This window comes from Leuconostoc sp. DB-1 (genome assembly GCF_013414845.1).
Classification (GTDB): domain Bacteria; phylum Bacillota; class Bacilli; order Lactobacillales; family Lactobacillaceae; genus Leuconostoc; species Leuconostoc mesenteroides.
The window spans coordinates 1,176,904-1,191,977 of record NZ_JABFNJ010000001.1 but is presented as its reverse complement, the minus strand read 5'-3'; the positions used below and the strand labels follow the sequence as shown (position 1 = coordinate 1,191,977).

17 protein-coding genes and 1 other annotated feature are annotated in these 15,074 nt (G+C 38.7%); of the genes, 10 read left to right on the top strand and 7 right to left on the bottom strand.

All coding sequences use genetic code 11. The features are described 5' to 3' along the window. The first annotated feature begins 7 nt into the window (after window positions 1-7). Both HFP47_RS05810 and HFP47_RS05805 read left to right on the top strand, forming a co-directional pair. Complete coding sequence (locus HFP47_RS05810; RefSeq protein ID WP_014324955.1) at window positions 8-1,015, top strand: thymidylate synthase; 1,008 nt, start codon at window positions 8-10, stop codon at window positions 1,013-1,015. Next, window positions 996-1,754 carry a class I SAM-dependent methyltransferase gene (locus tag HFP47_RS05805; RefSeq protein ID WP_025268295.1) on the top strand — a complete coding sequence of 253 codons (759 nt, stop codon included), beginning with the start codon at window positions 996-998 and terminating at the stop codon, window positions 1,752-1,754. Before HFP47_RS05810 ends, HFP47_RS05805 begins: the two co-directional genes overlap by 20 nt. Before the next feature lie 49 nt (window positions 1,755-1,803). Here HFP47_RS05805 and HFP47_RS05800 read toward each other — a convergent pair whose 3' ends face one another. From HFP47_RS05800 to ahpC, 3 genes are all read right to left on the bottom strand, one after another. After that, window positions 1,804-3,498 carry an NFACT RNA binding domain-containing protein gene (locus tag HFP47_RS05800; protein ID WP_014324953.1) on the bottom strand — a complete coding sequence of 565 codons (1,695 nt, stop codon included), beginning with the start codon at window positions 3,496-3,498 and terminating at the stop codon, window positions 1,804-1,806. Window positions 3,499-3,691: 193 nt separating this feature from the next. Next, complete coding sequence (locus HFP47_RS05795) at window positions 3,692-5,401, bottom strand: FAD-dependent oxidoreductase (RefSeq protein WP_179876203.1); 1,710 nt, start codon at window positions 5,399-5,401, stop codon at window positions 3,692-3,694. A gap of 10 nt (window positions 5,402-5,411) precedes the next feature. Beyond that, window positions 5,412-5,981, bottom strand: a complete 570-nt coding sequence (gene ahpC / locus HFP47_RS05790) for an alkyl hydroperoxide reductase subunit C (RefSeq protein ID WP_002815134.1) — start codon at window positions 5,979-5,981, stop codon at window positions 5,412-5,414. Between the two features lie 212 nt (window positions 5,982-6,193). Here ahpC and HFP47_RS05785 point away from each other — a divergent pair, with 212 nt between their 5' ends. After that, window positions 6,194-6,508: a SemiSWEET family transporter gene (locus HFP47_RS05785; RefSeq protein WP_002815133.1), complete on the top strand. Its 315-nt coding sequence runs from the start codon at window positions 6,194-6,196 to the stop codon at window positions 6,506-6,508. 64 nt (window positions 6,509-6,572) lie between these two features. On the opposite strand, the gene HFP47_RS05780 is transcribed toward HFP47_RS05785, so the two are convergent. From HFP47_RS05780 to pnuC, 4 genes are all read right to left on the bottom strand, one after another. Beyond that, window positions 6,573-7,214, bottom strand: a complete 642-nt coding sequence (locus HFP47_RS05780) for an NAD(P)-dependent oxidoreductase (protein WP_084014476.1) — start codon at window positions 7,212-7,214, stop codon at window positions 6,573-6,575. Between the two features lie 40 nt (window positions 7,215-7,254). After that, window positions 7,255-7,887, bottom strand: coding sequence for a copper homeostasis protein CutC (locus HFP47_RS05775; RefSeq protein WP_128739717.1), 633 nt, complete (start codon window positions 7,885-7,887; stop codon window positions 7,255-7,257). 40 nt (window positions 7,888-7,927) lie between these two features. Beyond that, window positions 7,928-8,119 carry a 50S ribosomal protein L32 gene (gene rpmF, locus HFP47_RS05770; RefSeq protein WP_179876202.1) on the bottom strand — a complete coding sequence of 64 codons (192 nt, stop codon included), beginning with the start codon at window positions 8,117-8,119 and terminating at the stop codon, window positions 7,928-7,930. 96 nt (window positions 8,120-8,215) lie between these two features. Next, window positions 8,216-9,010 (bottom strand): nicotinamide riboside transporter PnuC, encoded by a 795-nt coding sequence (gene pnuC / locus HFP47_RS05765; RefSeq protein WP_179876201.1) that lies wholly within the window; start codon window positions 9,008-9,010, stop codon window positions 8,216-8,218. A 330-nt stretch (window positions 9,011-9,340) separates the two neighbouring features. Between pnuC and HFP47_RS05760 the strand changes: the two genes are divergently transcribed. From HFP47_RS05760 to HFP47_RS05730, 7 genes are all read left to right on the top strand, one after another. After that, window positions 9,341-9,991 (top strand): DUF1361 domain-containing protein, encoded by a 651-nt coding sequence (locus HFP47_RS05760; protein WP_011680131.1) that lies wholly within the window; start codon window positions 9,341-9,343, stop codon window positions 9,989-9,991. Between the two features lie 11 nt (window positions 9,992-10,002). Beyond that, window positions 10,003-10,127 (top strand) — a sequence feature (ribosomal protein L20 leader region). 12 nt (window positions 10,128-10,139) lie between these two features. Beyond that, complete coding sequence (gene infC / locus HFP47_RS05755; RefSeq protein WP_050892168.1) at window positions 10,140-10,679, top strand: translation initiation factor IF-3; 540 nt, start codon at window positions 10,140-10,142, stop codon at window positions 10,677-10,679. Between the two features lie 65 nt (window positions 10,680-10,744). After that, entirely contained in the window at window positions 10,745-10,942 is a 198-nt protein-coding gene (rpmI, locus tag HFP47_RS05750; RefSeq protein ID WP_002815120.1) for a 50S ribosomal protein L35, read from the top strand. Between the two features lie 44 nt (window positions 10,943-10,986). Beyond that, the gene (gene rplT, locus HFP47_RS05745) at window positions 10,987-11,406 is read left to right on the top strand and encodes a 50S ribosomal protein L20 (protein ID WP_002815114.1); all 420 of its coding nucleotides are present in this window, start codon (window positions 10,987-10,989) and stop codon (window positions 11,404-11,406) included. Window positions 11,407-11,776: 370 nt separating this feature from the next. After that, complete coding sequence (gene brnQ / locus HFP47_RS05740) at window positions 11,777-13,129, top strand: branched-chain amino acid transport system II carrier protein (RefSeq protein ID WP_179876200.1); 1,353 nt, start codon at window positions 11,777-11,779, stop codon at window positions 13,127-13,129. Between the two features lie 153 nt (window positions 13,130-13,282). Then, window positions 13,283-13,912 (top strand): uracil phosphoribosyltransferase, encoded by a 630-nt coding sequence (gene upp, locus HFP47_RS05735; protein WP_002815112.1) that lies wholly within the window; start codon window positions 13,283-13,285, stop codon window positions 13,910-13,912. A 133-nt stretch (window positions 13,913-14,045) separates the two neighbouring features. Beyond that, on the top strand, window positions 14,046-15,008 hold the full coding sequence (locus HFP47_RS05730; RefSeq protein ID WP_011680127.1) for an LCP family protein: 963 nt from the start codon (window positions 14,046-14,048) through the stop codon (window positions 15,006-15,008). Window positions 15,009-15,074 lie beyond the last annotated feature (66 nt).

The window sequence follows — 15,074 nt, the reverse complement described above, 5'->3', positions numbered from 1 at the left end:
GAGTTAAATGACAACATATGAAACCTTTGATGATGCCTATATAGCCGAACTAAATGAAATATATCATCATGCAGAATTTTTCAATGAGCCCAGAGGATTTAGTAGTCGGGAAAAATTAGGTGTTAATTTTAAAATTGAAAATCCCGTACAGAGAATTGTATATAGCCAAACGAGAAAAACAAATATTATCTTTAATTTTGCGGAGGCATTGTGGTATCTAACAGGAAACAATAGCTTGTCTTACATCAGCTATTACAATAAACGAATGCCTGATTATTCAATGGACGGGCAAATACTAACCGGTACGGCATACGGCAAAAAGCTGTTTCATTTTGGGGAACAAAACCTAAATCAATGGCAGAACGTTAAACAAGAACTGCTAAATGATGCTGATTCGAAACGAGCGGTAATCCAAATATTTGATGCACACGAATTAACAATTAATCAAAATTTAGATGTATCTTGCACATTGGGATTGCAGTTCTTAATTAGAAATAACCAACTTAATATGGTGGCTTACATGCGAGCAAATGATGCGTTTCGAGGCATAGTAAGTGATATTTTTTCATTCACCTTTATCCAAGAATTTATGGCACGAGAGTTGAATCTTAAAGTTGGAAAATATTACCATAGCGTGGGCACAATGCATATTTATGAACCTGATAATCAGTGGGTGACGCATGTGCTCAATGAATCAAATGATCAAACATTTATCTCTCCTAAAATGCCACAAGGAAATAATTGGGCGATGGTACATGAGCTAATGCATTATGAAGAAAAATTGAGAAAAAAAGAATTAACAATGAATTGGGTGGACATTCAACAGACTGAGTTATCGTCGTATTGGCAACAAATATTGGCCTTATTTAGTATTTACCAAATGATTTATTATCACGAGGAAGTGGACCAGGTGTTATTTGACCATCTTTTGCCAGTATATCAACATCTTTTGCTGAATAGATGGCCAACGAAAATGAGTAGAGGGATGGTGTCCAATGACAGAAAATTTATTTAAGGATGAAGTCGTGGCTAATCAGTTTAACGACTATAATGACGTATTAGAACAGGTTTTGGGATATAATTTTGTTTTGTCGATTTTGAAATCGACTCAAGCAAAGAAAATATTAGACTATGGATGTGGCCCTGGAAAAGTTTCGCTGCGTTTAGCAAACCAACTATCAGCCGATATAGTTGCGGTTGACGAGTCTGCTAAAATGATTGAAATTGCGAAAAGAGAGCGTAAGCATCAGCAAATTGATTATAAAATTGTTAAAAAAGATAATTTAGATTTTATCTCTGATAATTCAGTAGATGGTGCGATTGCGTGCTATGTTTTTATTAACAATCAGTCTGAACAACGAATTTTAAAGATTATGAGGGAAATTTATCGAACATTGCGACCAAACAGTCACTTCATCATTTTAGATACTAATCCAAATACCACGGGTGTACCATTTTCAACTTTTCAAAATGGTGAACCGGGGAAATCTTATAGTTATGGTGAAGAACGTGTTGAAAAGTTGAATCTGGACTCGCAAGAAAAACTTATTTTGCATGATTTTAACTGGCCAAATCGTATGTATGAAACGAATTTAAAGCGAGCAGGATTTAGTGAAATTACAGTTCGGTATCCAAAGTTAGAAGATTTTTCAGCAGAACAAATCCAACAAATAGAACAAGAGTATCACTATAAGAGTTGGTTAAATGAAAAAACACAAGCACCATTTATTTTATACCAAGCTATAAAAAAGTAGATTTTTCGAGGAACAAAAAAAGACCAAAGCATTTGTTTTGGTCTTTTTATTATTTTATTTTCAGTTTTGAAACTAAACTAGCATCGGGCGTAACATATAGTGTTTGCTGTCCTTCAAAAATAACAAAACCTGGCTTTGAACCATTTGGTTTGCGCAGTTTTCCGGCAGGTAAATAATCGACGGGGACATTGGCAGATTCACGCGCCTTGCTGAAGTAAGCAGCGAGCTTTGCGGCCTCAATAAGCGTTGTATCTGAAGGATTAGAATCATGAATAATAACGTGTGATCCTGGTATTTTTTGGACGTGTAACCAAATATCTCGACGATCAGCTTGTTTTAATGAAAGTCGTTCGTTTTGCAAGTTGTTTTTACCAACTTCAATCAACGTACCATCGGAACTTTCGAATTTATCAGGTTTTGATACCTTTGGTTTTTGTTTATTTTTCTTATTGGCGCGAATGTATCCCTCAGCGGTTAATTCGAGGCGGATATCTTCTACGTCCTTTGGAGATGCAACATCTAATTGTGCGACAATATTATTAAAATAATCAATTTCTGCGTCGGTCAACGCAATTTGCTCATTAACAAAATCTACGGCCGTACGTAATTTACGGTATCTGTTGAAATATTTTTCAGCATTTTTCAGACCGTTTAGTTTAGGATCTAAGGGGATTTCTAGTAAATTATTATTATCATAATAATTTTCAATAGATACGCTTTTCATTCCTTTTTGAACGAGGTGAGGGTAGGTAATTAACAAATCGCCTTTGACTTTTAACTCATCAGCATTTTCAGCGTCTTCAAGTGTTTTTAATAATTTCTTTCGCTTAGCCGTATTTTTTTTCAATTCGTTTTTAACAACCCGAACGAGGGTACCGGCTTGTTGGTTGACACGTTCTCTTTCAGCTTTTCCGATGTAATAGGCGTCAAGCATGGTGCCTAACGTTGGAAATTCTTCTTGTGACACGCTGTCTTGCAACCAGTCAAAGGCAGAGTAGCTAAGAGAACCATCTTTTGAAGTGAAAAGTGTGGGGGCGAGATGGTCAAAATGAGCCAACCATTCACGCGCATGCGCTAATTGATCACCTGCCTGATTAATTGCTCGAGCCAATGCTTCCGCGGATTCTCTTCCGAATCCCTGATACGTTTTTTGAATGTATTTAGGCCATTCTTCGAGAGGTGTATCTAGGATCATTTGAGCTAAACCATCTAGCCCTGCAGTAAACGGATTCTTCAAATTCTGGGCAGGAGGCAAAACATAAGTTGCACCAGGAATCAAAGAACGGACACGATTTTGGTCGGCAGGAACATGTTTAATTAGTTCCAGGATACGGGCATCACTTTCACGAACTAAAAATAGGTTTGAGTGGCGTCCCATCATCTCTAAGGTTAAGCGGATTTCTTGTATGTCCCCTAATTCATTACGTGCATTAACGTAAAAATTAATGATACGATCATTTTCAACTTGCTCAATTTTTTGTAATTTAGCGCCTTCTAAATAGCGTCGTAAAAACATTACGAAGTTTGGTGCAGTTTGCGGGTTTTCGTAGGGAATACGTGTGATTTGGGCACGTGCGTAGCTGGGATGAGCACTCAGTAGGAGCGGATAATTCTGCCCATTATTACGGACCACGAGTACAATTTCATTTGGATAAGGTTGGTGCACCTTGGTGATGCGGCCACCTGTAATTAAATCATTTAGTTCATGCACAATCGCGTGCGTAAATAGTCCATCTAAGGGCATTCTGTGTACTTCCTTTTATCATTTGTTGCAGCCGAGAAAATATTTATATCATAGTTACAAACGTTTTATTTGTTTAATTTATCATTCTTTAATTGTATCACGTAATAATAGCGGAGTTGGCTCACTTCTAATATTCGTATGCATAAAAAAACAAACTACTTAACCTGGAGTAGTTTGTTTTTTTTGATTTAAATCAATGGACAGGCAAGGGGCTGCTTGTCTCGATGGCGGAAACGATTTCTTCCAGTGATTGGCTACCAAAAATAACATTATCGCTATTATTAATAATCATCGCGGGTACACTCATGATATGATATGATTCGCGTAGTTCAGGGAATAATTGCAAGTCAATCATTTCGGCAGTTACATTATCATTAATTGCGGCAATGTGTTGGCAAGCAGCCACAACATCTGGACAAAAATGACAAGTTAATGACACACCAATATTCAGATCTATTTTTGGTAAACGCTGTATACGTTGGACAAGCTCTGTATCAATTGTTTGACCAGGCCCAGCAATATTATAGAGCGCTAGAACTAGAGAATTTAACTCATGTCCGGTAGGAATACCACTAAATTGAATTCCAGTATCTTCATCATTGTCAGTAAGCAATCTAAAGTTTGGCATATGGTGAACATGATATTTGCTTTCTAGTTCAGTACTAGTAGGTTCCATTTTAAATTTCAGGTGGCTACTTAGTTGGCTAAACTCTTCCAAAAATGAGGAAAGTTCATGACTTTTTGATGAGTCGTCTGTCAATTGATGCAGGGTAACATCTTGCGTAAGTTTATCAAAAATAGGTTGTAAGGCTTGTATAATTTCTTTTGCGAACCACTGTCCAGTGTGAGTAGGAAGGGCAGAATGATCAGTTGCATCAATAGTACTTGTAGGTCCTTTAGTAACGTCAGTTTTTGGAGCGGACACTGCGGAACGGTTAACCGGAATATTAAGCCTGTGCTTTTGTTCTGACACAAATAGCTCTGCACTAGTAGCGGCATTGGCACCATCAGAAGCCGCCGTGACGATTTGTCTAAGTGGCTTAGAAATGATATCCCCAGCAGCAAACACCCCCGGAATATTCGTTTGACCCTGGGAATCAGTCACAATATATTTGTGCTCATCCAACATAATATCATGTTGGAACATTTTTGTTTGCGGATCTGTGCCTACGTAAACAAAAATACCAAATGTATTATCACCATCAGCAACATGGTAAGTAGTTTGCTCACTTGTTTTGTTGTTAATAAAGGTTGCATCAGTTAAGTAGTTTTGACCAGCCACCGTTTGAATTTCTGTGTTTGGCCAAATGGTGATATTGGCGTTGAGGCGTGCACGATCAGCAGTTAGTGGCGGGCAAGTAAAGTCATTAGATCGCATCACAATGGTGACGTGACGTGCAAATCTTGTGAGGTAATCAGCTTCTTCAGCAGCAGCATAGCCACCACCGATGACGAATACTTCTAATCCACTAAATAATTCACCATCACAAGTTGAGCAATAGGCCACACCACGGCCTCGAAAATCTTGCTCACCTTGGAAACCAACTTGATGAGGTTCAGCACCTGTAGCAATGATGATGCTACGTGCATGGTAAGTATCTTTTTTACCAGTAACTGTTTTTATGACCTCATCACTAAAATTGTAATCAGTCACGGTATCAAAAACGAATTGAACACCAAAACTTTTTGCCTGTTGGTGCATTCTATTGACTAATGCTGTACCATCAATTGTTTCAACAGCAGGATAATTTGCAACAGTTGAGGTTGTTGTGACTTGCCCACCAATTTGGTCACCTTCAATAATTAAGGTATCCATTGTTGAACGGCCAGCGTAAATACCGGCTGATAAACCAGCAGGTCCGCCACCTATAATAATCGTGTCATAAATATGTGGTTCAGTCATTGCGTAACCTCTAAATTTTACCAACTAAGTCTAAGCTCGGAGCAATTGTGTCTTCACCAGGGTGCCAATTGGCAGGGCAGACACGGTCACCATGTTCAGCAACGAATTGTGCAGCTTCAAGTGTACGTAAGATTTCTTCAGCATTACGGCCAATACCCATGTTGTTGATGGTATATGACTGAATTTTTCCTTCAGGATCAACAATGAAAGTTGCACGGAAAGCCAAGCCTGCATCTTCGTCTAAAACATTAAAGAAACGAGCCAACTTACCAGCTGGATCAGCCAACATAGGATACTTTACTTTAGCAATTGTATCCGTAGCTTCTGCCCAAGCCTTGTGAACAAACTCGCTGTCTTCAGATACAGAATAAATTTCAGCATTAATATTTTGGAAGTCAGCGTAGTGATCAGCTAAGTCACCCAATTCAGTGGGGCAAACAAATGAGAAGTCGGCAGGATAGAAGAAATAAACACCCCATTTACCTAAGGTATCTTGCTTAGTTACTTCTGTGAAATCACCATCGTGGTATGCATTCACTTTGAAATCTGTTATTTCTGAATCAATAAAATTTGTAGTCATAATTTCTCCTTTTCTTTGTTAGAACAATTCTAATCTGTTTTCATTATACAACGTTCTGAATTCAAAAATCAAGAATCATTTTAAATTAAATTTTTGAATGTGACGAACATAGCATTCATCCTAAAATAAAAAGCAATATTTGTGGCGTATTTTACATAAAAATCACATAATGTTATAATGAAAACATTGTATTTACATATGAAAGGAACCCAATGAATTACGACAATTACGTCCCGAAAGAGTCAAGAAAAGAAGTTAGTCAAGAGAGAATTAGATTTCTGAAACTGTTAAGTAAGGTAGCGGTAGTATTTTGTTGTTTGATGTATATTTCTTATATTCCACAGATTACAGCTAATCTATCCGGAAATCCTGTATCGGTACTTCAACCATTGTGTGCCACGGTCAATGCAACTTTGTGGGTGACTTATGGCTGGCTAAAGACCTATAAGGATTGGCCTGTTATTCTAGCTAATATACCAGGTGTAATTTTCGGTGTTGTTACGGTAGTAACGGTCTATGTTCATTAAAAATCAAGTTATAGATAATAAAAAGCGTTCGGCTAAATGATTTAGTCGAACGCTTTTTCAGCAGTTATTTTATTTTTATATTTCGTTTCAATAGGGCGCTTTCCTTGCCATTTAAAATATTTTCAACTTCTATAGCAAAGGTTTTGCGACTTACAGGACGATAACGCTGTAAAAATTTTAATCCAAGAATGCGTTGCAGGGTTACAAGAATAATAGCGGGAATATAAGAATAAATTCTTGATTTATCATAGACAATACCAGGATAAACATTATAAGCTCTGTCGTTTAATAGAGCTTTAGCCGAGTGCTCTACGGTTAATTTGGCCCGCAAATAGGCATTTAAAAAGAAAGGTGTCGCATTGGCGGATACAAACAAAAACTTAGTTTGGTGCGTTGTCGCAAGAACATCCAAGAGTCTTTGCGCGGGCTGAACGCTACTGTTTTGGTAATTAATATGTTTGAAAGGGTTGGGTAGCAATATTCCTACAGCATCGACAACCCAATCCGCTTCTCTGAGCAAATCTTGCCATTCTCCAGGCTTATTTAAATCAGCAGCGTGGTAAGTGACTTGGTCAGTTGCGTCAGTGGGACTGAATTGGTGCCGTGATAAACTATGCAATTCAAAGTCCTTGTTGTTCAAAGCTGATAAGATACCCTGACCAACAAAACCTGTCCCACCAACAACAATTATTTTTTTGTTATCCATCATAGCTCTCCTTGATTTTAAAATCGTATCGTGCTAAAAATTAAACAATTTGTGTGCCATGGGTCTCATTAACGCCTAGAATATTAGCTATGGCTTCAGCATTCATTTTTGTTACACCGCCACCAGGTAAAATGGTTAAATTTGCTGGGGCGCTGTTGACTAGTGTTTGCAAATGGGGCAGTGACTGCATGATTGGTACTGACAGTGGACCACCATGAGTTAGTATCCGCTTGACACCATGGTCAGATAGCCAATTCATCGCATTTTGTTGTTTATGGTTTGCGATTTGATCAAATGCCATATGCATGACAACTTGTAAATGCAATTTATGAGCGCAACCAATTAAAATAGACATACTATCAAAGTCTAGTTCATCGGCGGAGACAGCACCAAAAGTGACTATCTCACCGCCAACATCAGCAATTATTTGCATGGTATCCAACATTTGTTCGACTTCACTACTACTATATTCAAAATCACCACCACGTGGGCGAACCATGATAACAACAGGTAACTCATTAGCAATTGCTAATGTATCAATAATTTTTTTAGTATCAGGTGTAATGCCACCTAAATCAAGTCGTGAATTTAATTCAATACGATTGGCCCCACGTGATATCATTTCACGAGCGCGCTGCACGGAATCAACCGCGGCTTCTTTTATTTTAATCATAGGTAATTAGTTTTTGCCTTTAAACAAAAAAACCCGTTCATTATGAACGAGTGTCATTGTTACTTTTATCAATAACTTGCTTGCCGTTGTAAACACCAGAAGGTGAAACGCGGTGTGAAACGCGATATTCACCCGTTGTTTGATCCAAAACAATGTTAGGAACGTTCAAGCCGATGTGACCGCGACGATTACGCTTGTGAGACTTTGAATTCTTGTTTGATGGGGTAGCCATAAGAGCACCTCCTTTCGTTTCAATTTATCAACTAGTCAAGTTTACCGAAGTTTTAAATATTTGTCAAGGGCTACGGCTTATTAATGTCAAGGAAATTTACTTGACATGGGATTGGATAATTTCTTGAGTATATACCTTATGGTGGAACCATGAAGATTGAAAGACACCGATCAAGTCATTACCGACATATAGCATATAGGTTAAAAATAAGACCCAGTTTGCATCGCCATGGACAGCAGTCAATCCCCATAATAGTACTTGAGCAACGCCCTGAATAAGCCAAATGGCAAAAGCTTCTGAAAAACGGAAAGTTGTTAACAGGGCGCCAACGAGACCAGTTGCCAAGACAGCTGAATCAGCAACTGGTCTTGGTGTGTGCAAAACTTGTGTTTCAAATAGATAAGCTGCAATGAAAGCGACGATTGCTGAGCCGACAAGCACAGGGTACCAAAAAGATTTACCATGCTTTTCACCACGAGCATCGGTTTCGTGTATGAACCGAATCCGCTTTTCAACATCAATTGCCCAGCCAGGCATGATTAAAACGGGAATATCAAGTAATACAATATATACGGCTTGTAATACCGCATCGGCGGGGTTATTGGCTTGGAGTGCCATCGCGATATAAATTAAAGCAGAAAGTAAACCGAAAACGCCATTTAAGGGCCGTGCATTGGTGATGGCCAATGTTGTTGTAAATCCTAGGATTGCGGCGACAAATGTCCACCATGTCATATGATTAATGGGAGAACCGGCAAAGAATGAGCTATAGGTAATGACGAGGTAACCAAAAATTAATAGAATGTATGAGGTCCTTGTCCAGCCAGACATCTGATGAACGTACCACTTGAATGAAAATAAATCTTTAAATGTAATTTTTTTTGAAGACATAGCGTAACACTTGCAGTGATAGGTATCCGTTGGATAGCACTGCACCTTTCTGATTGAGATTAAAAATGCCGTTATATTGGGGTTTGTTTGATAAAACCACTACCAATCAGAATGAATAAATACGATGTTGCTTTCGATAACTTGTTTATTATTTTGAATCATTTTTTCTCCTTTTTCTATTTAATTTGAGTGTACAACACAAAATTTAACTTGTGTTGAAATTTCAAACTAAAAGACAATTGTCGTCCATGTTACAATAATAGTAAGTGATTGTTAGTTAACAATTTCGTATAAAATAGTTTATAAATTGTTTGTAGAGGTTGGGTATATATGAAGAAACAAGACATAACAAGTGTTTTAGCGATACATGTCATTGTATTATTATTTTTTGGGTTTGTTTTACTAACACCAACGCATTTCACTTTCCTGAATTGGAACATTTTTTTGGCGTTATTGCCATTAGATTTTGCCATTATTGTAAATATTAGTAAACGCCGATCCATACAAATTATTTTCAGCTTGTTATGGCTATTATTTTATCCAAATACGATGTATATGATTACCGATTTTATTCATCTGCAATATATTGGTATCGGACTCACTGTTCGTATGCAATACTTCAATTACGCGGTGTTAGCAGCAGGGGTTTTTATGGGCGTTGTTTTGGGGATGTTAAGTATCGAACTGATTTTAAAGCATTATTTCCATAGAAGGCATGAACTATTACAATTGGTTCTGATATTTGGCTTGTCATTGATTGCCAGTGTTGGTATTTATCTTGGCCGTTTTTTACGTTTGAATTCTTGGGATGTTTTCACACAAACACATCGCGTGGCAAGGTTGGTCGTGTCATCAACTAGCATGCATATGCTGGCGTTTGTTACACTATTTGCTGGCGTACAGTTTGCCATTCTGGTCATCAGTCATTTTGGTATTAGCCTTATCCACAATGTAGTTGACAAAAATGAGGAAACAGAGTAAACTAATAGATGTTGAACAAGTAGAAGCACCCGCTTCTCGCCAAGTGACTATGTTGCTTGGCAGATACAGTTGTACGAAAGTACTGCAAGTGTGGAAGTGGGTAAAGATTAAGTTCTTGGCCCACTTTTCTTCTTGATTCACAAAATAAATTTGGAGGTGCCTGACAATAGCACGTCAACCACGACAAGTTGATTTAGTCAACGAAAATATCCGCGCCCCACGTGTTTTGCTTATCCACGATGGTAAGCAAGAAGAAATGTCAACACGTGACGCACAACAGTTAGCGAATGATGCAGACATGGACTTGGTATTGGTGCAAGCTAATGCAGAAGTTCCAGTTGCCAAGATCATGGATTGGGGTAAAGCGAAGTTCGAAGCTCAAAAGAAGCAAAAAGAACAACGTAAAAACCAAAAAATTGTTCAAGTTAAAGAAGTTCGCATGTCACCAGTGATTGATTCTGGCGATTTCGAAACACGTAAGAAAGCAGCAATTAAGTTCCTGTCACAAGGGAATAAGGTTAAGCTTAATTTGCGTTTCCGTGGTCGTATGATTACTCACCAAGACATTGGTCGTGAGGTCTTAGACCGCATGGCTGAAGAACTTAATGACATCGCCAAGGTTGAACAACGTGCCAAAATGGACGGCCGCCAAATGTTTTTGGTCTTGGCACCACGCGATGCCAAGTAAGTTAGTGTTTAGTAGCTTGCTATAGTAAGCATAAACAAAAATCGTAAAGTAGGAGAATTGGTCACATGCCAAAGATGAAGACACACCGCGCATCAGCAAAGCGCTTTAAGAAGACAGCCAATGGTGGCTTGAAGTCAGCTTCAGCTTATACTTCACACCGTTTCCACGGTAAGACAAAGAAGCAACGTCGTCAATTGCGTGGTACACGCATGATGGATTCAACGACTGTAAAGACATACGCTAAGATGTTGAGCACGCTCTAATTTCAAGGTACGTCTAATTATTTAATTTCTAGGAGGAAATACCCATGCGAGTTAAGGGTGGTACAGTGTCACGCGCACGTCGTAAAAAGTTTGTTAAGTTGGCCAAGGGTTACCGTGGACAACGTCGTATTAATTATAAGGTTGCTAAGCAACAAGTTTACAAGTCATACTTGTACGCTTACCGTGATCGTAAGAACACAAAGCGTAACTTCCGTAAGTTGTGGATTGCTCGTATCAACGCAGCAGCACGCATGAACGGTTTGTCATACTCAAAGTTGATGCACGGTTTGACATTGGCAGGTGTTGAATTGAACCGTAAGATGTTGGCTGAAATCGCTGTTTCTGACTTTGACACATTCACAAAGTTGGCTGATCAAGCCAAAGCAGCATTGTCATCTGACAACGTTTTGGTTCAAGCACGTACAGCGGCTACAACTGACACAACTGTTTCAGTTGAACGTTAATCATTAAACTAAAAACGCTTATGGCGTTTTTTATTTTGATTAAAAGTTGACAAATTGGATAAAAATTGTTTTAATAATATTATCAAATAAATGAGAAAATAACATGACATACCAATCAGCATCAACTGAAAAAATTATTATCAGCATTATTATCATTAGATAGTGATAAGTGCTGAAATTTTTTAGTGCCTATCACAACATAACGTGATAGGTAGCTGATTGATATTGTTTAAGAGACGAGCTACTAGATTCATAGTAGCTCGTCTTTTTTATTTTCTTAATAAATCAGAGGAGAAAATGACAATGTTGCCATTAAAAGTATAGCTTGTTTAGCTATAGAAAATAAAACATGAAATATAGGAGAATAATAATGGTTGAGAAAAAATTGACATGGAAACAATTAGTTTTAGTGGCATCACTCATATTTGGGATGTTTTTTGGGGCGGGAAATTTGATTTTCCCAATCCAATTAGGACAATTATCAGGTGGTAATTGGTTACCGGCGACAATTGGATTCTTGATTACCGGAACGGTCGTGCCGTTTTTGGCGATGATGGCGGTGAGCTTAACAAACAGTCAAAGCGTTTATGATATTGCTAAACCAGTAGCACCTTGGTTTGGTACGGTTTTCTTGGTAGCTATTCATTTGACGATTGGTCCATTTTTTGGGACACCACGTACAGCAGCGACAGCTTTTTCAATGGGAATTGCACCCTTTGTACCACTTAAATATCAAGGTGTGGTGATGTTTGTATTTTCCGCTGTGTTCTTTGGCTTAGCTTACTTCCTAACTGTCAAGGAATCGGGATTATTGAAATGGGTCGGAAAATATCTTAATCCACTCTTTCTAGGCTTGTTACTGGTGGTGCTTATTTTGTCATTGGTTTTGCCAATGGGGGATACACATCAAGCAGTGTCTGCTGCTTATCAAAGTAATGCAGCATTCCAAGGAATTCTGGACGGTTACAATACGATGGATGGTATTGCGCTGTTAGCTTTGGCGGTATCAGTTGTGTACGCAGTCAGAGGATTAGGCTTTCAAAAGCAACAAGTATCTAAGGTATTGGCAAAAGCTGGTTTGTTAAGCATCCTAGCTGAAGCGGAATTATATGCGGTATTGGTTTTGGTTGGTACTACTAGCTTAGGTTTGTTCAAAGCTTCTGATAATGGTGGTGCTGCCTTTGCTCAAATTGTTAGCCACTATATGGGCAACTTTGGTACGGCGTTGACAGGGGTAATCGTTACACTAGCTGTCTTTACGACAGCAATGGGGCTGTTTGTATCATTTGCGCAAGACTTGCACCGTGTATTTCCAAAAGTGAGTTACCTATGGTGGTTACGCGTTATTGCATTTGGATCATTCGTTACAGCTAATGCTGGATTGACGAACATTGTTGCTTGGTCAGTACCTGTGTTGATGTTGCTTTATCCATTTGCCTTAGTATTAATCTTATTATCGCTTTTTAGTAAATATTTCAAAAAATCTCCAGTAGTCTATCGCTTTGTGGTTGCTTCTGTTACCGTACCTGCGTTCCTTGATGCATTAGCTAGTTCACCATTGGCTACAACCAGCCACGTCCAAAGCTTAGTTAATGGTTATCACCACTTTGTACCGTTTGCGGCCCTTGGATTTGGTTGGGTTGTGCCGGCAGTTGTTGGTACGGTTCTTGGTGTGAGTGGTTATTTGTTAACCAATAGCAAGCGCGTTACAGCACTGGATTAAAATTGATTTGTTTTTAGTATCAGTTTAAATTATGAGAAAATTAGCCTTGACGTCAATTTTTTTGGTATACTTTTATATAGCAAAATGAATTGGAAGGAAAGGTGTTCATGGCTTCACTAAAAATTAGGGAAGTGGTGTGCATTCGAAAATATCATGGGAAAATTTGTTGTAATGGATCATCCTTTGATCCAACATAAACTTACAATGATTCGTAATAAGAATGTTGGGACCAAAGATTTTCGTGCATTAGTTGATGAAATTGCGATGCTAATGACGTATGAAGCAAGTCGTGATCTTCAATTGGAAGACGTTGAAGTGGAGACACCAGTTACTAAGACGATCAAAAAGCAACTTGCTGGTAAAAAGCTTGCTGTTGTGCCAATCTTACGTGCCGGACTAGGCATGGTTGATGGTATCGTGCAACTAATTCCAGCGGCTAAAATTGGGCATATTGGTATGTATCGTGATGAAGAAACGCTTGAACCAGTTGAGTATTTCATCAAGTTACCAGAAGATATTGACCAACGTGATGTCTTGTTAGTTGATCCAATGTTGGCTACTGGTGGCTCAGCAAAAGATGCTATTTCAGCATTGAAGAAGCGTGGTGCAAAGCATATTAAGTTGATTACACTTGTTTCAGCACCGGAAGGCGTTAAGGCAGTGCAAGAAGCCCATCCAGATGTTGACCTTTATACGGGTTCTCTTGATGAAGGCTTAAACGAACATGGTTACATCGTGCCAGGACTTGGCGATGCCGGTGATCGTTTGTTTGGTACAATGTAAATTCAATATCATCGTAGTCTGTCTGTAAAGGCAGGCTTTTTTATTGGTTTCGTGACGGAACTTAAGCAAATGGCAAGCTATTATGATACAATAAACAGCGATTATGTAACGAAGCTAAAAGGAGCATTTAATTATGAAACGACGATCTCAGATTCGTCCTAAAAAGCATCATAGAGTGCGCAATACTATTCTGACGATTATCGGACTGTTGTTTGTTGTCGGACTTGGTCTAGGCGCCTATGCATATACTAAAGTTAACCACACAATTACAAAGATGCAAAAGACGTCAACAACGACAAAGTCTGCTGATAAAATTACGAATAGTAAAAAGCCAGTTTCATATCTTCTTTTAGGAACTGATACAGGTGAGCTTGGTCGTTCGTATAAAGGGCGTACGGATACTATGATTGTTATGACAATCAATCCTAAGACCAAAACAACAACGATGACGTCAATCCCGCGTGATACATTGGTAACAGTTAGCGGACAACAAATGAAAATCAATGCTGCCTATGCATATGGTTCAGCTGCTTCAGCAACACAGGCTGTCGAAGACTTGCTCGATATTGACATCAATGGTGGTTATATATTGATTAACATGGGTGGCTTAGTTAAAATGGTCGACGCAGTTGGCGGTGTTGACGTGACATCACCACTCACATTCACAACTGAAGGTGATGACACGCAAGCTGACTCTAAGAACCAGTATTCATTCGTATCGGGTAAAACGTATCATATGGATGGTGAAGAAGCCTTAGCCTTTGCACGTATGCGACACGAAGACCCTAATGGTGATTACGGTCGTCAAATGCGTCAACAATTGGTCATCAAAGCCATTTTGAAGAATTCAGCCCAAGTTGGTACCGTGTTCAATGATTCTTTCTTGACCACCGTCTCTAACAACGTGCAAACTGATGTTTCAACCAAGTCCATGAAAAATTTGGCATTGAGCTATCGTGATGCATTTGGTACGGTTAAGCAGGATCAGTTAAAAGGTACCACGCAAAGTATTTCTGGATTGGGGTCAACAGAAGTCATGAGCCAAACAGAAATTGATCGTGTTCATAAGGCAATTACAACCCAAATGGCACAATAAAAGTTAAGTAAATTTTAGGATTGTCCTTGAAAACTCTTCGTAGTTTTCGGGGACTTTTTATTTGGT